Source organism: Pseudonocardia sp. MH-G8 (genome assembly GCF_002262885.1).
GTDB lineage: Bacteria > Actinomycetota > Actinomycetes > Mycobacteriales > Pseudonocardiaceae > Pseudonocardia.
In genome coordinates this window covers 98,863-119,356 of sequence record NZ_NKYF01000019.1, presented here as the reverse complement: position 1 = coordinate 119,356, position 20,494 = coordinate 98,863, and the positions used below count along the sequence as shown (strand labels likewise).

Sequence of the window (20,494 nt, the reverse complement as noted above, 5' to 3'; positions counted from 1 at the left end):
ACGTCTCTCGACAGACCCTCGACCGGTGCCTGACGGATCGAGGACGAACAGTACGACCAGGCCCCACGGAGTCCGGGCTCGCCCGGCCGGTGCCACGTCGGTCACACGGGCTTTGTCTCCATATGGGCAGGCCTTTAAGGTCCTTCCAACGCAACAGCGTTGCATCTACTGCAACAATCTCCACTGGGAGGACGAAGATGTCCGGTTGGATCCGGCGATCCCGACTCGTCGCCGTCGCGGTCACGGCCGTCGCGGCCGGTGCCGCACTGGTCGGCTGCGCCGATCGGTCGGGCGGCGGGAACGCAGGCGAGGCGTTCCCGAGCGACACGATCACGTTCTTCACGCCCACGTCGGCGGGAGGGGCCACCGATCTCACCGCCCGCACGCTGGCCGCCGAGATGGAGAGCGCCCTCGGCGTCTCCATCGTGGTGGAGAACCGGCCGGGCGGCGCAGGGTCGGTGGGCATGCAGCACGTCGCCGGCCTGGAGCCCGACGGCTACAACATCGCGGTGTTCCCGGTCGAGGTCGCCATGCTCGCCCACCAGGGATACGCGGTCGACCCCGCCGCCTACGACTTCCTCGGCCAGGCCAACTCGCAGCCCGGCACCGTCGCCGTGCCCGCGGACAGCCCGCACCAGACGCTCGCGGACCTGGTCGCCGCAGCGCAGGCCGCCCCGGCAACGGTCACGGTGGCCAACGCCGGACCCGGTTCGATCTGGGAGGCAGGCGCCCAGCAGCTGGGCGAGGCCGCCGGCGTGCAGTTCCAGGGCGTGCCCTTCGAGGGTGCCGCGCCGGGCATCACCGCCGCGATCGGTGGGCAGGTCGACGCCGTCGTCGCGGGTATCGGGGAGACCTCGCCCGCCCACACGGACGGCAGGCTGCGCGTGCTGGCCACCTTCACCGAGGAGCGGGCCCCGGCACTGCCCGACGTCCCGACGGCTGTCGAGCAGGGCATCGACGTGGTGACCGGCAGCTGGGCCGTGGTCGCCGCGCCGGCCGGGCTCCCGCAGGAGGCGGCCACCGCGCTCGAGGCGGCCGTGCGGACGGCGGCCGAGTCGCAGCCGTTCGTCGAGCTGATCACGTCCGGCGGGAACATCCCGCTGTACCGCTCCGCTGCCGAGACCACCGAGTTCGTCCGGGCGGAGAGCGAGCGGTTCGCCGCCCTGTCCGAGGCGCCGTGATGTCCGGGATCACCGAGCAGGAGTCGGCCCCGGAGGCGGAAGCGGCTCCCCCCGCGTTGGCCGCCTCTCGGGTGCGGGAGCTGGGGGCCGCAGCGGTGGTGCTGGCCGCCGGGATCGGCGTGCTGCTCGCGCGCTCGACGATCGTCGCGGCGCACGAGAGCGAGCTCGGGCCGCAATGGTGGCCCACCGTGCTGGGCGTCGCGCTGATCGTCGGCGCCGTCGCGCTCGCGACGCTGGGGCTGACGAGGCCGTCGGCTCCCGAGGAGGAGCCGGCGAGCGGTCACGGGGTCGCTCAGCTGATCGCGGTGCTCGCGCTGATCGTCGGCTACGGCGCGGCCTGGTACCAGCTGCACTTCCTGGTCGTCACGGTGCCGCTGATCGCCGGGCTGGTGTTCGTGACCGGAGGCCGCGGCATCCGGGCGCTCCTGGTGTTCCCGCTGCTCACCACCGGCCTGCTGTACGTGATCTTCGGGCTGCTGCTGCAGGTGCCGCTGTGAGCGCGCTGCTGGACGGGGTCGGCGCGCTGCTCGACCCGACGATCGGGCTCTGCCTGCTGATCGGCGTGCTGCTCGGCACGCTCGTCGGCGCCATCCCGGGCGTGACCGCCACCATGGCCGTCGCGCTCGCCGCCGGCTTCACACTCACCCTCGAACCGCTGCAGGGCCTCTCGGTGCTGCTCGCGATCTACGTGGCCGCCCAGTTCGGCGACCGGGTGCCGGCGATCCTGATCAATACGCCCGGTACCCCGGCGTCCATCGCCACTACGTTCGACGGCTACCCCCTCGCCAAGCAGGGCCGCGCAGGCGTCGCGCTGACCAGCTCCGCGCTCGTGTCCGCGTTCGGGTCGGTCGTCGGCATCCTCATCCTGATCTTCGCGGCCCAGCCGCTGGCGGGGATCGCGCTGCAGTTCGGCCCGGCCGAGATGTTCGCGCTGGTCGTGTTCGGGCTGACGATGATGGTGGGCGTCTCCGGGGAGAAGGTCGCCAAGGGCCTGGTCGCCGGAGTGGTCGGGCTGCTGCTCGGGACGGTCGGGCGCGACCCGATCACGGGGGACCAACGCTTCACGCTCGGCCTGCCCGAGCTGTCGAGCGGCATCCCGTTCATCGCGGCGATCGTCGGCCTGTTCGGCATCGCCGAGGTGTTCAACCAGATCGTCTGCGCCCGGCGCGGCGCCCGCCCGGCCCTGATCACCCAGCTCGGCAGCTGGTGGCCCAGCCGCAGCGAACGCCGCGAGCTGCGCAGACCCGCCGCGATCGGCGCGGGGGTCGGCGCGGTCGTCGGGGTGATCCCGGCGGCGGGTGGCGACATCGCCGGCGTCATCGCGTGGGACCAGGCGCGGCGCGCGTCGAAGCACCCGGAGAAGTTCGGCAAGGGCTCCCTCGAAGGGCTGGCCGCGCCCGACACCGCCAGCACCGCGACGATGGGCGGGTCCGTCACGACCACCCTCGCCCTCGGCGTTCCCGGCGACTCGGTGATGGCGGTGATGCTCGGATCGATGATCATCTGGGGCCTGCAGCCGGGCCCGTCGCTGTTCGTCAACTCCCCGGACCTGGTGTTCAGCCTGGCGACGATCATGCTGGTGGCCACCGCGGTGACCCTCGGCCTCAGCCTGCTGCGGCTGCAGGGTGTGGTGAAGCTGCTCGCGCTCCCGCAGCGCTACCTGTGGGCCGTGATCATCACGTTCTGCATGGTCGGGACGTTCGCCGTCCAGAACAACCCGTTCGACGTCGCTCTCATGCTCGTGTTCGGGGTTCTCGGGCTCGGGATGCGCCGGTTCGGCTTCCCGGCGGGCCCGATGGTGCTCGGGCTCATCCTCGGCCCGCTCGCGGAGAGCAACCTGCGGCGCGCGCTGCTCATCGACGGCGCGAACGGCATCCTGACCAGCCCCATCGCGCTCGCGCTGCTCGCCCTGAGCGTGCTCGCCGTCGCCGGCCCGCGGCTGCGCGCCGCCGCCCGTTCGAGAAGGAGGAAGACCGAGCGTGACCGTGACCCCGTCGCCGGCTGAGTCCCCGGAGGTCCTCTGCGTCGGCGAGAGCATGATCCTCGTGACGCCCGTGGAGCCGGCGCCGCTGGAGCTGGCCGAGCACTTCGCACTGCACGTCGGAGGGGCGGAGTCCACGGTCGCGCTGTACCTGGCCGAGCGCGGGCACCGCGCGGCGTGGCTGAGCCAGGTGGGCGATGACCCGCTGGGCAGGCGGATGCTCGCCGCCGTCGCCCGGCACGGCGTGGACACCTCGGCGGTCCGCGCGCTCGCGGACACGCCGACCGGGGTCTACTTCAAGGATCCGGGCCCGAAGGACACGCAGGTGTACTACTACCGGGGCGGTTCGGCCGCGTCCCGCATGAGCCCGGACCTCCTGGACGGTCTCGACTGGTCGGCCACCAGGGTCGTGCACGTCTCCGGCATCACCGCGGGACTGTCCGCGAGCTGCCGCGGGCTGCTCGACGCGATCTACGCCGTGGCGCGCGAACGCGACATGCTGGTGTCGTTCGACGTGAACCACCGGCCGGGCCTCTGGCCCGCCGCCGAGGCGGGCCCGGTGCTGCTCGAGCTGGCCCGCCGCGCCGACGTCGTCTTCGTCGGGCAGGACGAGGCCCAGCGCCTGTGGGGCACGCCGGACGCGTCTTCCGTCTCGACGCTCATGGGCGCCCGGCCGCGGCTGGTCGTCAAGGACGGCGCGGTCGGGGCGACCGAGATCGCGGCGGCCGGCACGGAGCCGGTGTTCGTCCCGGCCCACGCCGTCGAGGTCGTGGAGGTCGTGGGAGCGGGCGACGCGTTCGCGGCCGGGTACCTGTCGGAACTGCTCCGCGGCACGGATGCCGCTGGGAGACTGCGGGCCGGGCACGACCTGGCGGCCCGGGCACTGAGCAGCACCCACGACTACCTGCCGGAGACATAGATGTCCCAGAGCATCCAGCGCGCCGCCGAGGCCCTGGAGTTCATCAGCCTTCGCCCGCGCACGCAGACCGAGGTGGCCGAGCACCTCGACGTCCACCGCTCCACCGCGCTGCGCATCCTCGGCACGCTCACCGAGTGCGGGCTGACCCGGCGCCACGAGGACGGCCGCTACAGCGTCGGCTACCGCCTCGCGGGCCTGGCGCAGCTCGCGATCGAGCAGTTCGACCTGGCCGGGGTGGCCCGCCCGCACCTGCGGGCGCTCGGCGAGGAGTGCACGCACACGATCCACCTCGCGGCGCTGGAGGACTCCGGCATCGTCTACGCCGAGAAGATCGACCAGCCCGGGATGGTGCGGTTGTACTCCGAGGTCGGGCAGAAGGTCTGCCTGCACACCGCGGGTGTCGCGAAGGTGATACTCGCGTTCCAGCCCGCCGCGCTCGTCGACGCGATGCTCGCCACCACCGACTTCGCCCGCCACACCGACACCACGATCACCTCGGCGACGCGCTACCGCGAGGAGCTCGCGGTGGTGGCCGAGCGCGGGTGGTCGGTCGACGACGGCGAGTACGAGGACTACGTCAACTGCGTCGCGATGCCCGTGCGGGACGCGTCCGGCCACGTCATGGCCGCGGTCTCGATCACCGCGCTCAAGGCCCGCGCCTCGCTCGACGACCTCGGGCAGCTGCTCCCGCGGCTGACCGAGGTCACCACCACGATCTCCAAGGAGCTGGGATGGCGCCCGTAGCCGGGTTCTTCGACGAGGTCTTCGCCGGGCGTCCGGTGATGGCGATCCTGCGGGGATTCTCCGTGGCCCGCACGGTCGAGCTCGCGCAGCGGGCGTGGGACAACGGCATCACCGCCGTCGAGGTGCCCATCCAGGACCCCGAGGCCGTCGAGGCGCTCGCCGCCGCCGTCGCGGCAGGTGCCGCCCGCGGCTTCCCGGTCGGCGCAGGCACCGTGACCAGCACCGACCACGTGCGCCACGCCGCCGACGCGGGCGCGGCGTTCACCGTGGCCCCCGGCCTGGACGAGCGGGTGGCCGCGGCGAGTGCCCACACCGGGCTCGCCCACCTGCCGGGCGTCGCCACCGCGTCCGACGTGCAGCGCGCGGTCGGCCTCGGCCTGCACTGGGTCAAGGCCTTCCCCGCGTCTGTGCTCGGCGCCGGGTGGTTCGCCGCGATGCACGGCCCGTTCCCGCAGGTCCGCTTCGTCGCCACCGGCGGGATGGGCGCGGGCAACGCCCGCGAGTTCCTGGACGCGGGCGCGTCGGTCGTCGCCGTCGGGTCGGCGCTCGAGGACCCCGCCCAGCTCGACCAGCTCGCCGCAGCCGTCTGATCCCCGAGGAAGGAACTCCCGTGCCCGTGCACGTCACGCCCGCCTACGTCCCCGCCCCCGACCGGTACGAGTCGATGCCGCACCGGCGGGTCGGCCACAGCGGCCTGAAGCTGCCGTCCGTCTCGCTCGGCATGTGGCACAACTTCGGCGACGACACCCCGATCGCCCGCCAGCGCGCCATCATCCACAAGGCGTTCGACCTGGGGATCACGCACTTCGACCTGGCCAACGGCTATGGCCCGCCGTTCGGGTCGGCGGAGAAGAACGTCGGCCGGATCCTCCAGGAGGACTTCTCCGGTCTCCGCCAGGAACTGATCATCTCGACGAAGGCGGGCTACCCGTTCTTCGCGGGGCCGCACGGCTCGGGAGGCGGGCGCGGGCACCTGCTCGCCAGCCTCGACCACTCGCTGTCGAGCCTGCGGCTCGACCACGTCGACATCTTCTACAGCCACCGCTTCGACCCGGAGGTGCCGCTGGAGGAGACCGCCGCGGCGCTCGACGCGGCAGTGCGCTCCGGCAAGGCCCGCTACATCGGGATCTCGTCGTACTCGGCCGAACGGACCCGGCAGATGGCGGCGATCCAGCGCGATCTCGGCACGCCGCTGGTGATCCACCAGCCGTCGTACTCGCTGCTCAACCGGTGGATCGAGGAGGGCGAGCCGAGCCTGCTCGACGTGCTGGCCGACGAGGGCGTCGGGTGCATCGCGTTCTCGGCCCTCGCGCAGGGCCTGCTCACGAACAAGTACCTCAACGGCATTCCGGAGGGCTCCCGCGCCACCCAGGGCAAGACGCTGCGCGAGCACATGCTCAGCGAGGAGAACCTCGAGCACGTGCAGGCCCTGCACAAGATCGCCGAGGCGCGGGGCCAGTCGCTCGCGCAGATGGCCGTGTCGTGGGTGCTGCGCGACCCGCGGGTGACCTCCGTGCTCATCGGGGCGAGCCGGCCCGAGCAGCTCGAGGACACCGTCGCGAGCGTCGAGAGCCCCGGCTTCACCGCCGACGAGCTCGCCGCGATCGACGAGCACGCCCGCGACGGGGGGCTCAACATCTGGGCCGCGTCGTCGGAGGCCTGATGACCTACTCGACGGAGTTCCACGACCGGATCCTGGCCGAGGAGCGGGAGCTGGTGTTCGACGCGTTCACCCGCGCCGACGCCTGGCAGCTCGGCTGCCGGATGCGGGCGGCCGCGGTCGAGCGCGAGCTGCCGATCGTGATCGGGATCGTGCTCGGCGGCCAGCGGGTGTTCCACTGCGCGCTGGACGGCGCCGTTCCGGACAACGACAGCTGGCTGGAGCGCAAGACCCGGGCGACGCTGCACTTCCAGCGCAGCTCGATGGGCGTCGGCGAGCAGTTCCGGGTGAACGGGCGGGTGTACGAGACGGACTCCCGGCTGCCGGCCGACCGGTACGCCGCGAACGGCGGCGTCTTCCCGATCCGGTTGCACGGCACCGGCGTGGTCGGCGCCGTCGGGGTCTCCGGGTTGCCGCAGGTGCAGGACCACGAGTTCGTCGTCGCGCAGCTGCGGGCGTTCCGCGACGCGTAGCCCGAGATCTAGAGCACCACCGCATCCGTCCAGAGCCGTGCGGAGCGGCCGGTGAGCACGTCGAGCAGCGCACCGGCCTGCCCGTCGGTGAGGGAGGCGACGTAGTCGACGACCGCGCGTCCACGGGACAGCGCATCGACGTCGGGAGTGGCACCGAGCCGCTCGTCCGCGGCCAGCCGCCCGTACTCCTCGTGCGCCAGCGCCACGAGGTCGTGCAGCCGGGGCGGGAGGCGCACGGGGTCGTCGTCACCGGAGAGCCAGTCGGCGAGCGCCCCGACCAGCCCGGCCAGCACGGTCGACTGGCCGCGCTGGTGGGAGGCGAGATCGGCGCGCTGCAGCACGAACCGCTGGTGGACGAACTTCAGCACGGCCACCTCGTGCCACGGACCGTTCGCCAGCGTCACCGGTGCCGCCCGCACCGGCGGGGCCGTCAGCACCCGAACCCCGGCGACCAGCCGAGCCGTCCAGCGCGCGGAGAACTCCGCAACGATGCGTTCCGCGGCCATCGACCCGTCGAACGGCGACGCGAGCAACCCGTCGACGAGCTCCTCGCGCACCACCCCGACAGCCGCGCCGAAGGCCTCGTCGTCGAACGCCCACGCGTCCTTGGCGTGCAGCCGCCTGCGCAGCCGCTCCAGGTCGGCGCCGGGACGCAACGATCCGAGCGCCGACGGGTCGGCAGCGGCCAGGCCCGTCCGGTCGCGCAGCCACCCGCCCAGCTCCGCGGCCACACCCGGCTGGGCGAGCACCCCCACGCGGTGGAAGTCCTCCAGGTCGTGGATGGCGTAGGCCACGTCGTCGGCGGTGTCCATCACCGCCGCCTCCACGGTCTGCTGCCACGGCCCGGTCGCGCCGCCGACCGCGTCACGGCTCTCCACGAGGTCGTCGAGCTCGGTGAGGTAGCAGGAGAACTTCGCCGAGCCGGCCTCCACCGCGCCCGGCAGCGGGCCCGCACCGCGCGGTGGGGTCACCGCCGCGCTCGGGTGCGGGTCGGGGTGGCCGCGTCGCGCCCACGGGTACTTCAGAACCGCGGCGCGCACCGCGGCGGTGAGGTCGAGGCCCGCGCCGCCGGGCCCGTGCAGGTCGATGGTGGTGATCACCCGGAAGCTCTGCGCGTTGCCCTCGAACCCGTCGGGCAGCCCCAGCTGCTCCCGGCCGAGCCGGTCGAGGACCTGTTCGCCGAGGTGCCCGAAGGGCGGATGCCCCAGGTCGTGGGCCAGCGCGGCGGCCTCGACGACGTCGGGGTCGCAGCCGCCGAGCCGGTCCAGCACCCCGCGGACCCCCGCGTCCTCGACCAACCGCTCGGCGATCGCCCGGGCGACCTGGGCCACCTGCAGGCTGTGCGTGAGCCGGTTGTGCAGCAACAGCCCGCTGCCCGTCGGGCTCACCACCTGCGTGACGCCGGCGAGGCGGGCGAAGAACGGCGACGCCGCGATCCGGTCCCGATCGACCCGGAAGGGGCTGGCGGCCAGCCCCGCCCCCGTCTCCCCCACACCGGAGCGCCGCGCGGCACGGCGGTCGACCACAAGAAGATCGTCTGCCACGCCACGCAGGCTAGCGCGCCCTCCCCTGGGCGCCCGGCTCACGGGCCGGGGAGGATGTCCGGGTGCCGCCGGATCCCGATGCGCTCGTCGTCGGCGGCGGCCCCGCGGGCCGGGCGCTGGCGGCCGCCCTCGCCGCTCGCGGGTTGCGCACCGTCCTGCTCGACCCGGCGCCGGACGCCCCGTGGCGGGCGACCTACGGCTGCTGGGCCGACGAGCTGCCCGCCGGGCTCCCGGGTGCCGTCGTGGCCGCGCGGGCGGCGGGTCGGGCGATCGCGCACACCGAACACCGCCTGGGCTGGGACTACGCCGTGCTGGACGTGCCCGCGTTGCGCGCGCACCTGGACACCACCCTCGAACGCGCGGGCGCGCAGGTCCGGACCGGGCGGGCTGCCGGGCCGGTGGGAGCGGGCGCGGTCCGGCTCGCCGACGGCACCGTGCTGCGGGCCGCGGTCGTGGTGGACGCGGGCGGGCACCGCCAGCCGCTGCGGCGCGGCCCCGCCCGCGATCGCGTCGCGGCGCAGCAGACGGCCGCGGGCGTGGTCGTCGACGTCACGACCGCCGCCGCGCTGGTGGCCCCGGGCGAGGCGCTGTTCATGGACTGGCGGCCCGACCACGGCGACACCGGCCACGCGCCGACCTTCCTCTACGCGGTCCCGCTCGGCGGCGACGCGGTACTGCTCGAGGAGACCTCGCTGGCGCGGCGTCCCGGCCTTCCGATCCCGGTGCTGCGGCGGCGGCTGCACGCCCGCCTCGCACACCACGGCATCGCCCCGCCCGCCGATGCGATCCGCGAGACCGTGCGGTTCCCGGTGGACTCCCCACGCCACCGCACGCGTGGTGTGGTCGGGTTCGGCGCGGCCGCCCCGCTCGTCCACCCCGCGAGCGGGTTCAGCGTGGCCGCCGCGCTGGGCCTCGCGCCCGCGGTGGCGGACGCCGTCGCCGACCACCTCCCGGCGGGGCCCGCCGCCGCGCTCGCCGCCGCGCGGGCCGTCGTGTGGCCGCGGGGATCGAGAGCGGTCCACCGGTTCCGGCGCATCGGTCTGGAGGCCCTGCTGCGGATGCCCCCCGCCGAGGTGCCCGCGTTCTTCGAGGTGTTCCTCGGGCTGCCGCCGCGCCACCGGTGGACCTACCTCACCGGACGTGCCGACGTCGCCGGCACGGCGGCCACGATGTGCGCCCTGTTCGCCCGCGCCGACTGGCGCCTGCGCGCCCGGCTGGTCGCACCCGCCCTGCTCCCCCCGGCCCCGGCGACGCCCACGGGAGGGTGACGGCATGCGCGCCCGCGTTGCTACCGGCGGTAACCTGCTGCCCACGTTCCCCGACGCCGGAGGCTCCCCATGCCCGCCTACCGCACGATCGTCGTCGGCACCGACGGCTCCGAAACCTCGTTCGCCGCAGTCGACCGCGCCGCCGCAGTGGCCGGCGACAGCCACGCCGAGCTCGTGATCGTGTGCGCTTACACGCCGCCGTCGCGGGAGGACACCGTCGAGGCCGAGGACGCCCTGAAGGACGAGGCCTACCTGGTCGTCGGCTGGACACCCGCCGAGGAGACGCTGCGCGCCGCCGAGGAGCGCGCCACCGCCGCGGGGGCGCGCACGATCCGCACCGTGGCCGGCGACGGGCCGCCCGTGGACGTGCTGCGCAAGGCCGTGCGCGATTCGCGCGCCGATCTGCTCGTCGTCGGCAACCGGGGTCTCAACACGCTCAGCGGGCGGCTGCTCGGCTCCGTGCCGTCCGACGTTGCCCGCCGCGCCGGCGTGGACGTGCTGATCGTGCACACCACCTGACGTGACCGACGGCCGCCCGCTCGAGGAGGCGCTGGAGGAGCTGGTCCTCGGCGCCCCGCGCCGCTACACCCGCCGCCAGGTGAGCGAGGCCGCCGGGCTCGACCCCGGTGAGACCCGGCGGCTGTGGCGTGCGCTGGGCTTCCCCGAGGCGGCCGACGACGCGGTGTTGTTCACCGAGCGCGACCTCGACGCGGTGCGGCTGATGACCCGCCTCACCGACGCCGGGGTGCTCGAGCCCGACGTCCGCGAGGCGGTGGCGCGTGCGGTGGCGCAGTCGATGTCGCGCCTCGCGGAGTGGCAGGTCGGCATGCTCGTGCGCGTCATCGAGGCGCAGCACGGGGCGGTGACGCCCGAGGGCTCCCAGGAGATCGCCGCAGCTGCCCTGCCCGGGCTGGAGGAGCTGCAGAACTACGTGTGGCGCCGGCACCTGGCCGCGGCGGTCCGCCGGATGCTGGTGCCGGTCGAGCGCGGCGACGAGGCCGGCACCTGGCCGCTGGTCGTGGGCTTCGCCGACATGGTCGGCTTCACCCGCGCCACCCGCCGCCGCTCCACGGCCGAGCTCGGCGAGATGATCGAGCGGTTCGGCTCGGCGACCACCGAGGTGATCGCCGACGGGCACGGCCGCATCGTCAAGACCGTGGGCGACGAGGTGCTCTTCGTCGCCGACACCGTGCCCGAGGGCGCCGGCATCGCCCTCTCCCTGCTCGAGCGCGTCCGGACCGAGCCCGCGCTGCCCGACCTGCGCATCGGGGTGGCGGCGGGCCCGGTGCTGATGCGCTACGGCGACGTCTTCGGCGAGGTCGTGAACATCGCCGCCAGGCTCACCGCACACGCCCGACCCGGCAGCGTCCTGGTCGACCGCGGCGTGGCCGACACGCTGGTCGACGACCCTGCCTTCACCCTGCGCCCGCTGCGGTCGGTGGCCGTACGCGGCTACCGGCACCTGCACCCGTGGCTGCTGGAACGCGCGAGCTGATCCCGCTCCCCCTGTAGGTCAGCTTCCGGCACACTTCGCTGGCATCCTTCTGAGTCGTGGCAGACACCCCGGCCCGGCTGCTGACCCTGCTCTCGCTCCTGCAGACCCCGCGCGAGTGGCCCGGCAGCGAGCTCGCCCGGCGGCTGGAGGTGAGCCTGCGCACGGTCCGCCGCGACGTCGACCGGCTGCGCGATCTCGGGTACCCGGTCGAGGCCAGCATGGGTGCGCAGGGCGGCTACCGGCTGGTGGCGGGCACCGCGATGCCGCCGCTGCTGCTCGAGGACGACGAGGCGGTCGCCATCGCGGTCGGCCTGCGGACCGCCGCGGGGCAGGCCGTCACCGGCATCGACGAGGCGGCCGTGCGCGCCCTCGCCAAGCTCGAGCAGGTGCTGCCCTCCCGGCTGCGCCGCCGGGTCGGGACGTTGGGTGCCGCCACCGTCCCGGCGCCGGACGCGTACGCCACGCCCGTCGATCCCGCCCAGCTGACGGCGCTGGCCGCCGCGATCGCCAACCGCGAGCGGGCGCGCCTGCGCTACCACCGGGCCGACGGCCCCGGCGGCACCGACGACCCCGCAGGCAGGCGCCACGTCGAGCCGCACCGGCTGGTGACCGCGGGCCGGCGCTGGTACCTCGTCGCCTACGACCTCGACCGCGAGGACTGGCGCACCTTCCGCGTGGACCGGATCACGGCGACGCAGCCGACGGGCGCCCGCGCCACCCCGCGGACCCTGCCCGCACCGGACGCCGCCGCCTACGTCACCGACCGGCTGTACTCGCTCGTGCCCGTCTACTCGGCCGTCGCCACGCTGCACGCGCCGATCGAGCAGGTCCGCGGCCGCATCGGGGACGGTCCCGGCGACCTGGAGCCGATCGACGCCACCCGCTGCCGCCTGCGCAGCCACACCGACACCCTCGAATGGCTGGCTATCGCGCTGGTCCGGCTCGGCTGCGAGTTCGAGGTGCACGAGCCACCGGAGCTACGCGCACACGTTGTTGCCCTGAGCGAACGCCTGGCCCGCTCCGCCCGCTGACCCGCCCGCGCCTATCCGCCGGCCGTCGCTTCCAGGGCCGTCAGGACCGCGGCCACCGCCGGCACCCGCTCCACCCCTCGTCGGTGCAGCACCCCGATCGTTCTCGGGGCGAGCTCGGGGGTGGGGTGGGCGCGCACTCCGTCGAGGGTCGCGGCGCGCAGCGCGAGCTCCGGCAGGAGCGCAACGGCCACCCCGCGGGCGACGAACGCCTGCACCGCCACGTAGTCGTCGGTGACGTGCCGGACGTCGGGGGCGAAACCGGCGGCCGCGCACGCCGCGAGCAGGTGGGCGCGGCACCGGGTGCAGCCGGCCACCCACGCCTCGTCGCGCAGCGCCTCGAGCCCGTCCACCGGCGGGCGCGCGGCGGGCAGCACGATGCGGATCGGGTCCCGGGCGAGCGGGCGCCACACGAGGTCATCCGCCTCCGCGGGGCCGGGGTAGCGGAACGCCAGTGCGAGGTGCACGTCGTTGGACCGGACCAGGGCGGCGGCCTCGGGCGGCTCGGCCTCCTCCATCTGCAGCTGCACGCCGGGGCTCTGCGTCGCCGCGGCGCGCTCGTGCAGGGTTGCCGCGACGGCGGGCACGATGACGGCACCCGCCGAGGGGAAGGCCGCGATCCGGACGGTGCCCGACCGCAATCCGATCAGCTCGTCGACCTCTTCGCGCGCCGCGCGCAACGCTGCGTCCACCGCCGCGGCGTGCCGCAGCACCACCGCACCCGCCTCCGTCGGGACCACGCCGGTCGGGCCACGCACCAGCAGCGGGGTGCCCGCGTCCCGTTCCAACCCGGCGAGCTGCTGGCTCACGGCGGGCTGGGTCCACCCCAGATCGCGGGCCCCTGCGCTGATCGAGCCGGCGCGCACGACCGCGCGGAAGGTGAGAAGCCGACGGGGGTCCATGCCATAAGCATGGGCGATGGCTCCCCACAGGAGAACACGGCTACCTATGGCCGCCGGGTTCCACGCACCATGGCCTCATGCGACGGATCGGCGTGATCGGTGGGATGAGCTGGTACTCGACGGCCGAGTACTACCGGGTGATCAACGAGCGGGTGCAGGAGCGGCGCGGCGGGCACCACAGCGCCGACCTGCTGGTGCACTCGCTCGACTTCGCGCAGATCCGGCAGTGCCAGGTCGACGGCGACTGGGAGCGAGCCGGAACGATCATGAGGGCGAGCGCGGACGGCCTCGTCGGCGCCGGCGCCGAGCTGGTCGTGCTCGCCACGAACCTCATGCACAAGGCCGCGGGCGCGATCGAGGACGGGCTCGGCGTCCCGTTCCTGCACATCGGCGACGCGGTGGCGCAGGAAGCCGCGCGCCTCGGCACGCGGCGGATCGGGCTGCTGGGCACCCGGCCGGTGCTCGAGGACGGCTTCTACGCCGAGCGCCTGGCTGGCCACGGCGTCGACACCGTGGTGCCCGAGGCGCCCACGCGGCACCGGCTGAACGAGATCATTTTCGACGAGCTCACGGTCGGGGAGGTCCGCCCGGAGTCGACGACGGCGCTGCAGGCGGCCGTCCGGGAGCTCGCTGCGGCGGGCGCGCAGGCCGTGGCGCTGGCGTGCACGGAACTGGAACTGGCGCTCACGCAGGCGGACGCAGCACTGCCGCTGATCGCGACGGCGCGGACGCACGCCCGAGCAGCGGCGGACCTGGCTCTCTCCCCCACCCCTCACGCAACGAACGGCACTCTCGTCGGCTAGGAAGCGACGAGAATGCCGTTCGTTTCAGATGATGCAGGTCAGACGCGGAAGCCGAGGGCTCGCAGCTGCTCGCGGCCGTCCTCGGTGATCTTGTCGGGGCCCCACGGCGGCATCCAGACCCAGTTGATCTTGATGTCGTCCACCAGGCCCGGGCCGATCAGCGCGCCACGCGCCTGCTCCTCGATGACGTCGGTCAGCGGGCACGCCGCCGACGTGAGCGTCATGTCGATCGTGGCGACGCCCTTCTCCGCCTGGATGCCGTACACCAGGCCGAGATCGACGACGTTGATGCCCAGCTCGGGGTCGACCACGTCGCGCATGGCCTCCTCGAGGTCCTCGGACGACACCGCGCCCGCGGGCTGCGCCGGGGGTTCGGGCATCCCGGCTGCGCCCCGCACGACCTCGTCCGTGTCGCTCACCGGCGTGCCGCTCACCTGGGTGTCGCTCGTCTGGTCGCTCATGTGGTTGCCTCCTCGGTCTCGACGCTACCGGCACCGGCCTTCGCGACGGCGTCCTTGAACGCCATCCACCCGAGCAGCGCGCACTTGACGCGGGCCGGGTAGCGGGCCACGCCCGCGAACGCGACGCCGTCGCCGAGCACGTCCTCGTCCGGCTCGACCTGGCCACGGCCCTGTGTCATCTCCTGGAACGCCCCGAGGACCTCGCGGGACTCATCCACCGACCGCCCGACGACGAGGTCGGTGAGCACCGACGCCGACGCCTGGCTGATCGAGCAGCCGAGCGTCTCGTACGAGACGTCGGCGATCGTCGAGCCGTCCATCTTGACGCGCAGCGTGATCTCGTCGCCGCAGGTCGGGTTGATCTGGAACGACTCGGCGTCGAACGGTTCGCGTAGACCGGCGCCGTGCGGCGACCGGTAGTGATCCAGGATGATCTCCTGGTACATCTGTTCCAGCTGCATGTCGGCTCAGCTCGCCCCTCGCGAAGGCTCGCCGGAGCGAGCATCGACACCGAAGAAGTCGCGGGCCGCGCGCACGCCGTCGATCAGCGCGTCGACCTCGTCCGGGGTGTTGTACACCGCGAACGACGCCCGCACGGTGGCCGCCACGCCGAAGCGGCGGTGCAACGGCCACGCGCAGTGGTGCCCGACCCGCACGGCCACTCCGCGGTCGTCCAGCACCTGCCCGGCGTCGTGGGCGTGCACCCCGTCGACGACGAACGCGACCGAGCCGCCACGCTCGTCCAGCGTTCGGGGCCCGATGATCCGGACCCCTGGCACCTCGGCGAGGCCCTCGAGCGCCGCCCGGGTGAGCGCCATCTCGTGGGCGTGCACGCGGTCCATGCCGATGCCCGACAGGTAGTCCACCGCCGCGCCCAGCCCCACGGCCTGCGACGTCATCGGCACGCCCGCCTCGAACCGCTGCGGCGGCGGGGCGTAGGTGGACCCCTCCATCCGCACCAGCTCGATCATCGACCCACCGGTGAGGAACGGCGGCATCGCCGACAGCAGCTCCGCGCGCCCGTACAGGACCCCGACGCCGGACGGGCCGAGCATCTTGTGGCCCGAGAACGCGGCGAAGTCGACGCCCAGCTGCCCCAGGTTCACGGGCATGTGCGGCACCGACTGGCACGCGTCCAGCAGGGTGAGCGCGCCCACCGCGTGGGCGCGCCGCACGAGCTCGGCCACCGGCAGGATCGTGCCCAGCACGTTGGACTGGTGGGCGAAGGCCACGAGCTTGGTGCGCTCGGACAGCTGCACCGAGTCGAGGTCGAGCCGCCCGTCCTCGTCGACCGAGTACCAGCGCAGGGTGGCGCCGGTGCGCCGGCACAGCTCCTGCCACGGCACCAGGTTCGCGTGGTGCTCCAGCTCGGTGATCACGATCTCGTCGCCGGGCCCGAGCGCGAACCGCTCGGTCTCGGGGCCGAGCCCGGTGCGCACCGACGAGTTCCCCATCGCGTAGGCGACGAGGTTGATCCCCTCGGTGGCGTTCTTCGTGAAGACCACCTCGCCGGGGTCGGCGCCGACGAACGCGGCGATCCGCGCGCGGGCCGACTCGTAGGCGTCGGTGGCCTCCTCGGCGAGCTGGTGGGCACCGCGGTGCACCGCCGCGTTGTGCTGCTCGAGGAACGCCCGTTCTGCGTCCAGCACCTGGCGCGGCCGCTGCGAGGTGGCGCCGGAGTCCAGGTAGACCAGGGGCCGATCCTCTCGCACCGTGCGCGACAGGATCGGGAAGTCGGCCCTGATCGTCGCGACGTCCAGGGCCCGTGTGCCCTCGGCCGACACGACAGTCATCAGACCGCCGCCTCGGCCTTCCCACCCGTGAACCGCACGTAGCCGTTCTTCTCGAGCTCGTCCGCCAGCTCCGGGCCGCCGGACTCGACCACGCGACCGGCAGCGAACACGTGCACGACGTCCGGGGTGATGTGCTGCAGGATCCGGGTGTAGTGCGTGATCAGCAGCACCCCGGTCTCACCGCCGGCCCGGTAGCGGTTGACGCCCTCGGACACCACGCGCAGCGCGTCGACGTCGAGGCCGGAGTCGGTCTCGTCGAGGATGGCGAACTTCGGCTTGAGCAGCGCGAGCTGCAGCACCTCGTGGCGCTTCTTCTCGCCGCCGGAGAAGCCCTCGTTGACCGAGCGCTCGGCGAACTCCGGGACGATGTCGAGGTCGCTCATCGCGGCCTTGACCTCCTTGACCCAGGTGCGCAGCTTCGGCGCCTCCCCACGGGTGGCGGTGGCCGCCGAGCGCAGGAAGTTCGACATCGAGACGCCGGGCACCTCGACCGGGTACTGCATCGCGAGGAACAGGCCGGCGCGGGCGCGCTCGTCGACGGTCATCGCGAGGACGTCCTGACCGTCGAGCACGACGCTGCCGGACGTGATCTCGTACTTCGGGTGGCCCGCGACGGCGTAGGCCAGCGTGGACTTGCCGGAGCCGTTCGGCCCCATGATCGCGTGGGTCTCGCCGGCGCGGACCGTCAGGTCGACGCCCTTGAGGATCTCCTTGGCGCCGTCCTCGGTCGCGACCGAGACGTGCAGGTCCTTGATCTCCAAGGTGGACATGTGTGTTTCGACTCCGTGTGGTGGGTTCAGACGCCGGTGACGGCGAGCTCGGTCTCGATCGCCGCCTCGAGCCGCTCGCGCAGCTCGGGCAGGGTGATCCGGCTCAGGATCTCGCCGAAGAAGCCGCGGACGACGAGCCGCCGCGCCACGGCCTCGGGGATGCCGCGGCTCTGCAGGTAGAACAGCTGCTCGTCATCGAACCGGCCGGTGGCGCTGGCGTGGCCAGCGCCGGCGATCTCACCGGTCTCGATCTCCAGGTTCGGCACCGAGTCGGCGCGTGCGTGCTCGGTGAGCACCAGGTTGCGGTTGAGCTCGAACGTCTGCGTGTTCTCGGCGGCCGCGCGGATGAGCACGTCGCCGATCCAGACCGTGTGGGCGCTGGAGCCCTTCACGCTCTGCAGCGCGTTCTTGTAGATCACGTTGGAGGTGCAGTTCGGCACGGCGTGGTCGACCAGCAGCCGCTGCTCCAGGTGCTGCCCGGCGTCGGCGAACCCGAGCCCGGCGAGCTCGGCGTCGCCGCCGGGGCCGCGGTACTTCACCGTGGGGCTGATCCGCACCAGGTCGCCGCCCAGCGCCACCGATGTGGCGCGCAGGACGGCGTCGCGGCCGATCGACAGGTGCTGCGCCCCGACGTGCACGGCGTCGTCGGCCCATTCGCCGGTGACGACGAGGGTGAGCCGCGAGGCGTCGGCGAGCACGACCTCCACGTTGTCGGCCAGCGCGCCCGAGCCGCGGTAGGTGAGCACCACGGTGGCCTCGGTGTGCGGCGTGGTGCGCAGCTGCAGGTGGCTCACGGCCGTGGAGCCCTCGCCGGGCCCGGTGACGGTGACCGTGACCGGGCCCGGGGTGCCGTCGAGCGTGACGAGCGTGCCCTCGCGGAACGCCGACCACGCCGTTGCGGCGACCCGGTCGGCCGGGACGCCGCCCTCGCCGATGCGGGGGTCGTCGCGGCCGACGGTCTCGACCGTGACGCCGACGGGATCGGCACCGTCCACACCCTCGACGCTGAACGCCACCTTGCCGTCCAGCGCCGCGGAACCGTCGTGCAGCCCGCGCAGGCGGCGCAGCGGTGTGAAACGCCAGTTCTCCTCACGGCCGCCCGGCACCTCGAAGGCGTCGACGTCGTAAGCGGTGAATCGCTCCTTCGCCGACGCGAGTGGCTTCGAGCCCTGGCCTTCCTTGGCACCGGCAAGCTCCGGCGCGAGGCCGGCAACTTCGGTCGTCATCCGACGGAGCCCTCCATCTGCAGCTCGATGAGCCGGTTGAGTTCCAGCGCGTACTCCATGGGCAGCTCGCGCGCGATGGGCTCGACGAACCCGCGCACGACCATGGCCATGGCCTCGTCCTCGGTGAGCCCGCGGCTCATCAGGTAGAACAGCTGGTCGCCGCTGACCTTCGAGACCGTGGCCTCGTGGCCCATCGACACCTCGTCGTTGCGGACGTCCACGTAGGGGTAGGTGTCGCTGCGGCTGATCGTGTCGACCAGCAGCGCGTCGCACTTGACGGTGGAGCGCGAGTGGTGCGCCCTCGGGTTGACCTGCACCAGTCCGCGGTAGGACGTGCGGCCACCGCCGCGCGCCACCGACTTGGAGATGATCGTCGAGGACGTGTGCGGCGCGAGGTGCACCATCTTCGCCCCGGCGTCCTGGTGCTGGCCCTCGCCTGCGAACGCGACGGACAGGACCTCGCCCTTGGCGTGCTCCCCCATCAGCCAGACGGCCGGGTACTTCATCGTGACCTTGGAGCCCAGGTTGCCGTCGACCCACTCCATGGTGGCGCCCTCTTCGGCCTTGGCCCGCTTGGTCACCAGGTTGTAGACGTTGTTCGACCAGTTCTGGATGGTCGTGTAGCGGCAGCGGCCGCCCTTCTTCACGATGATCTCGACCACGGCCGAGTGCAGCGAGTCGGACTTGTAGATCGGCGCGGTGCAGCCCTCGACGTAGTGCACGTAGGCACCCTCGTCGACGATGATCAGGGTGCGCTCGAACTGGCCCATGTTCTCGGTGTTGATCCGGAAGTAGGCCTGCAGCGGGATGTCGACCTTCACACCCTTGGGCACGTAGATGAACGAGCCGCCCGACCACACCGCGGAGTTCAGCGCGGAGAACTTGTTGTCACCGCTGGGGATGACCGAGCCGAAGTACTCCTTGAACAGCTCGGGGTGCTCCCTGAGCGCCGTGTCGGTGTCGAGGAAGATCACGCCCTGCTCCTCCAGATCCTCACGGATCTGGTGGTAGACGACCTCGGACTCGTACTGTGCGGCGACACCGGACACGAGGCGGGCCTTCTCGGCCTCCGGGATGCCCAGCTTGTCGTAGGTGTTCTTGATGTCGGCCGGCAGATCGTCCCAGCTGGCCGCCTGCTTCTCCGTGGAGCGCACGAAGTACTTGATGTTGTCGAAGTCGATGCCCGACAGGTCGGCGCCCCAGCGCGGCATCGGCTTGCGCTCGAACAGGTCCAGCGCCTTGAGCCGGAACTCGAGCATCCACTTCGGCTCGTTCTTCAGGGCGGAGATGTCGGCGACGACGTCGGCGGACAGGCCGCGACGTGCAGTGGCACCGGCGGCGTCCGGATCGGCCCAGCCGAAGTCGTAGCGGCCGAGCGTCGCGAGCGTCTCCTCCTGGGTGAGGGCCTCAGGAGCGGTCGTCATTCGGACTGCCTCCCAGTTGGGATCGTGGTGGTGTCGAGCCGCCGGATCTCGGGAGCGTCCAGCGGAACGTGTGTGGTGCACGCGGAATCACCGCGCGCGATGGTGGCCAACCGCTGCACGTGGGTGCCGAGCAGGGCGGCGAACGCCTCGGTCTCAGCCTCGCACAGCTCCGGGAACTCGGTCGCGACGTGGGCCACGGGGCAGTGGTGCTGGCACAGCTGCACACCCGTGTGCGACTCGCGGGCCTGTGCCGCGTAGCCGCGCGCGGTGAGCAGCGCGGCCAGCGCCTCCGTCCGCTCGTGCGGCCCGGACGCCGCAGTGACCTGCTGGGCGCCTGCACCGAGCAGGGTCTCGACCCGGCTGCGCGCGAACCCGCGGACCGCCGCCTCCCCGCCGTGCTCGGCCAGGTAGTGCAGCGCCGCGACCGCGAGCTCGTCGTAGCCGTGACCGAACCGGGCGCGCCCGGAGTCGGTGAGCAGGTACTGCCGGGCCGGACGGCCGCGTCCGCGCGGGCCGCGGCGCGGCGCGCTGCGCGCCTCGGCCTCCCCGTCGGCCAGCAGCGCGTCGAGATGGCGACGTACCGCCGGGGCGGACAGCTCCAGCTCGGCGGCCACCGCTGCGGCCGTGATCGGCCCCTGCTCCATCAGCAGACGGGCCACGGCCTCGCGCGTGCCGCCTTCACCGGTCGACGGCGCCTCGGAAGGACGGACGTCGACCGGAGCGACAGGCCCGGCGCTTTTCACAACACCAGTGTTGCCTATATCCCCGGCGAGGGCAAAGTCGGCCCACCCACAGGTGAGGACGGTCACGTCAGGGGGCATG

Annotated in this window: 22 protein-coding genes; 13 read left to right on the top strand and 9 right to left on the bottom strand. The window is 73.2% G+C overall.

What is annotated here, in order from left to right:
• Positions 1-197 precede the first annotated feature (197 nt).
• From CFP66_RS31870 to CFP66_RS31835, 8 genes are read left to right on the top strand one after another with little or no spacing between them, the layout of a single operon-like run.
• Positions 198-1,181: a tripartite tricarboxylate transporter substrate binding protein gene (locus tag CFP66_RS31870; protein ID WP_094928927.1), complete on the top strand. Its 984-nt coding sequence runs from the start codon at positions 198-200 to the stop codon at positions 1,179-1,181.
• Positions 1,181-1,678, top strand: coding sequence for a tripartite tricarboxylate transporter TctB family protein (locus CFP66_RS31865; protein ID WP_143517432.1), 498 nt, complete (start codon positions 1,181-1,183; stop codon positions 1,676-1,678). The genes CFP66_RS31870 and CFP66_RS31865 overlap by 1 nt, the downstream gene beginning before the upstream one ends.
• Positions 1,675-3,186, top strand: a complete 1,512-nt coding sequence (locus tag CFP66_RS31860) for a tripartite tricarboxylate transporter permease (RefSeq protein WP_094928925.1) — start codon at positions 1,675-1,677, stop codon at positions 3,184-3,186. The genes CFP66_RS31865 and CFP66_RS31860 overlap by 4 nt, the downstream gene beginning before the upstream one ends.
• Positions 3,161-4,081 (top strand): sugar kinase, encoded by a 921-nt coding sequence (locus tag CFP66_RS31855; RefSeq protein WP_233159886.1) that lies wholly within the window; start codon positions 3,161-3,163, stop codon positions 4,079-4,081. Before CFP66_RS31860 ends, CFP66_RS31855 begins: the two co-directional genes overlap by 26 nt.
• Positions 4,082-4,825 (top strand): IclR family transcriptional regulator, encoded by a 744-nt coding sequence (locus tag CFP66_RS31850; RefSeq protein ID WP_094928924.1) that lies wholly within the window; start codon positions 4,082-4,084, stop codon positions 4,823-4,825. It begins immediately after the preceding gene.
• Positions 4,813-5,415 carry a bifunctional 4-hydroxy-2-oxoglutarate aldolase/2-dehydro-3-deoxy-phosphogluconate aldolase gene (locus tag CFP66_RS31845; RefSeq protein ID WP_094928923.1) on the top strand — a complete coding sequence of 201 codons (603 nt, stop codon included), beginning with the start codon at positions 4,813-4,815 and terminating at the stop codon, positions 5,413-5,415. The genes CFP66_RS31850 and CFP66_RS31845 overlap by 13 nt, the downstream gene beginning before the upstream one ends.
• A gap of 20 nt (positions 5,416-5,435) precedes the next feature.
• Entirely contained in the window at positions 5,436-6,488 is a 1,053-nt protein-coding gene (gene mgrA, locus CFP66_RS31840) for an L-glyceraldehyde 3-phosphate reductase (RefSeq protein WP_304528780.1), read from the top strand.
• Complete coding sequence (locus CFP66_RS31835) at positions 6,488-6,958, top strand: heme-degrading domain-containing protein (protein ID WP_198961792.1); 471 nt, start codon at positions 6,488-6,490, stop codon at positions 6,956-6,958. Before mgrA ends, CFP66_RS31835 begins: the two co-directional genes overlap by 1 nt.
• An 8-nt stretch (positions 6,959-6,966) precedes the next feature.
• Here CFP66_RS31835 and CFP66_RS31830 read toward each other — a convergent pair whose 3' ends face one another.
• A complete protein-coding gene (locus CFP66_RS31830) occupies positions 6,967-8,502 on the bottom strand; it encodes a deoxyguanosinetriphosphate triphosphohydrolase family protein (protein ID WP_369805220.1) in 1,536 nt (511 codons plus the stop codon).
• 62 nt (positions 8,503-8,564) lie between these two features.
• Here CFP66_RS31830 and CFP66_RS31825 point away from each other — a divergent pair, with 62 nt between their 5' ends.
• From CFP66_RS31825 to CFP66_RS31810, 4 genes are all read left to right on the top strand, one after another.
• Positions 8,565-9,770 carry a lycopene cyclase family protein gene (locus CFP66_RS31825; RefSeq protein WP_094928921.1) on the top strand — a complete coding sequence of 402 codons (1,206 nt, stop codon included), beginning with the start codon at positions 8,565-8,567 and terminating at the stop codon, positions 9,768-9,770.
• 69 nt (positions 9,771-9,839) lie between these two features.
• A complete protein-coding gene (locus CFP66_RS31820) occupies positions 9,840-10,289 on the top strand; it encodes a universal stress protein (RefSeq protein ID WP_094928920.1) in 450 nt (149 codons plus the stop codon).
• A 1-nt stretch (position 10,290) separates the two neighbouring features.
• On the top strand, positions 10,291-11,265 hold the full coding sequence (locus CFP66_RS31815; RefSeq protein ID WP_094928919.1) for an adenylate/guanylate cyclase domain-containing protein: 975 nt from the start codon (positions 10,291-10,293) through the stop codon (positions 11,263-11,265).
• Positions 11,266-11,321: 56 nt separating this feature from the next.
• The gene (locus CFP66_RS31810) at positions 11,322-12,296 is read left to right on the top strand and encodes a YafY family protein (protein WP_094928918.1); all 975 of its coding nucleotides are present in this window, start codon (positions 11,322-11,324) and stop codon (positions 12,294-12,296) included.
• Positions 12,297-12,307: 11 nt separating this feature from the next.
• Here the strand turns inward: CFP66_RS31810 and CFP66_RS31805 are convergent, their stop codons facing one another.
• Entirely contained in the window at positions 12,308-13,195 is an 888-nt protein-coding gene (locus CFP66_RS31805; RefSeq protein ID WP_094928917.1) for a LysR family transcriptional regulator, read from the bottom strand.
• A gap of 77 nt (positions 13,196-13,272) precedes the next feature.
• Between CFP66_RS31805 and CFP66_RS31800 the strand changes: the two genes are divergently transcribed.
• A complete protein-coding gene (locus CFP66_RS31800) occupies positions 13,273-13,998 on the top strand; it encodes an aspartate/glutamate racemase family protein (protein ID WP_094928916.1) in 726 nt (241 codons plus the stop codon).
• A 38-nt stretch (positions 13,999-14,036) separates the two neighbouring features.
• Here CFP66_RS31800 and CFP66_RS31795 read toward each other — a convergent pair whose 3' ends face one another.
• The 7 genes from CFP66_RS31795 to CFP66_RS31765 form a co-directional block, all read right to left on the bottom strand.
• Positions 14,037-14,378: a metal-sulfur cluster assembly factor gene (locus tag CFP66_RS31795; RefSeq protein WP_233159895.1), complete on the bottom strand. Its 342-nt coding sequence runs from the start codon at positions 14,376-14,378 to the stop codon at positions 14,037-14,039.
• 77 nt (positions 14,379-14,455) lie between these two features.
• The gene (sufU, locus tag CFP66_RS31790) at positions 14,456-14,920 is read right to left on the bottom strand and encodes a Fe-S cluster assembly sulfur transfer protein SufU (RefSeq protein WP_094928914.1); all 465 of its coding nucleotides are present in this window, start codon (positions 14,918-14,920) and stop codon (positions 14,456-14,458) included.
• A 6-nt stretch (positions 14,921-14,926) separates the two neighbouring features.
• Positions 14,927-16,252, bottom strand: a complete 1,326-nt coding sequence (locus tag CFP66_RS31785) for a cysteine desulfurase (protein WP_094928913.1) — start codon at positions 16,250-16,252, stop codon at positions 14,927-14,929.
• Positions 16,252-17,022, bottom strand: a complete 771-nt coding sequence (sufC, locus tag CFP66_RS31780) for a Fe-S cluster assembly ATPase SufC (RefSeq protein WP_094928912.1) — start codon at positions 17,020-17,022, stop codon at positions 16,252-16,254. The genes CFP66_RS31785 and sufC overlap by 1 nt, the downstream gene beginning before the upstream one ends.
• Before the next feature lie 26 nt (positions 17,023-17,048).
• Entirely contained in the window at positions 17,049-18,248 is a 1,200-nt protein-coding gene (gene sufD / locus CFP66_RS31775; RefSeq protein ID WP_094928911.1) for a Fe-S cluster assembly protein SufD, read from the bottom strand.
• Positions 18,245-19,672: a Fe-S cluster assembly protein SufB gene (sufB, locus tag CFP66_RS31770; RefSeq protein WP_094928910.1), complete on the bottom strand. Its 1,428-nt coding sequence runs from the start codon at positions 19,670-19,672 to the stop codon at positions 18,245-18,247. The genes sufD and sufB overlap by 4 nt, the downstream gene beginning before the upstream one ends.
• Positions 19,669-20,493, bottom strand: coding sequence for a metalloregulator ArsR/SmtB family transcription factor (locus CFP66_RS31765; RefSeq protein WP_094928909.1), 825 nt, complete (start codon positions 20,491-20,493; stop codon positions 19,669-19,671). Before CFP66_RS31765 ends, sufB begins: the two co-directional genes overlap by 4 nt.
• Position 20,494: the final 1 nt, after the last annotated feature.

Coding starts and splice junctions, on each gene's coding strand:
- CFP66_RS31870 (WP_094928927.1), top strand. CDS start 198: ATGTCCGGTTGGATCCGGCGATCCCGACTCGTCGCCGTCGCGGTCACG.
- CFP66_RS31865 (WP_143517432.1), top strand. CDS start 1,181: ATGTCCGGGATCACCGAGCAGGAGTCGGCCCCGGAGGCGGAAGCGGCT.
- CFP66_RS31850 (WP_094928924.1), top strand. CDS start 4,082: ATGTCCCAGAGCATCCAGCGCGCCGCCGAGGCCCTGGAGTTCATCAGC.
- CFP66_RS31845 (WP_094928923.1), top strand. CDS start 4,813: ATGGCGCCCGTAGCCGGGTTCTTCGACGAGGTCTTCGCCGGGCGTCCG.
- CFP66_RS31835 (WP_198961792.1), top strand. CDS start 6,488: ATGACCTACTCGACGGAGTTCCACGACCGGATCCTGGCCGAGGAGCGG.
- CFP66_RS31820 (WP_094928920.1), top strand. CDS start 9,840: ATGCCCGCCTACCGCACGATCGTCGTCGGCACCGACGGCTCCGAAACC.
- CFP66_RS31805 (WP_094928917.1), bottom strand. CDS start 13,195: ATGGACCCCCGTCGGCTTCTCACCTTCCGCGCGGTCGTGCGCGCCGGC.
- CFP66_RS31800 (WP_094928916.1), top strand. CDS start 13,273: ATGCGACGGATCGGCGTGATCGGTGGGATGAGCTGGTACTCGACGGCC.
- CFP66_RS31795 (WP_233159895.1), bottom strand. CDS start 14,378: ATGCCCGAACCCCCGGCGCAGCCCGCGGGCGCGGTGTCGTCCGAGGAC.
- sufU (WP_094928914.1), bottom strand. CDS start 14,920: ATGCAGCTGGAACAGATGTACCAGGAGATCATCCTGGATCACTACCGG.
- CFP66_RS31785 (WP_094928913.1), bottom strand. CDS start 16,252: ATGACTGTCGTGTCGGCCGAGGGCACACGGGCCCTGGACGTCGCGACG.
- sufC (WP_094928912.1), bottom strand. CDS start 17,022: ATGTCCACCTTGGAGATCAAGGACCTGCACGTCTCGGTCGCGACCGAG.
- sufD (WP_094928911.1), bottom strand. CDS start 18,248: ATGACGACCGAAGTTGCCGGCCTCGCGCCGGAGCTTGCCGGTGCCAAG.
- sufB (WP_094928910.1), bottom strand. CDS start 19,672: ATGACGACCGCTCCTGAGGCCCTCACCCAGGAGGAGACGCTCGCGACG.
- CFP66_RS31765 (WP_094928909.1), bottom strand. CDS start 20,493: ATGCCCCCTGACGTGACCGTCCTCACCTGTGGGTGGGCCGACTTTGCC.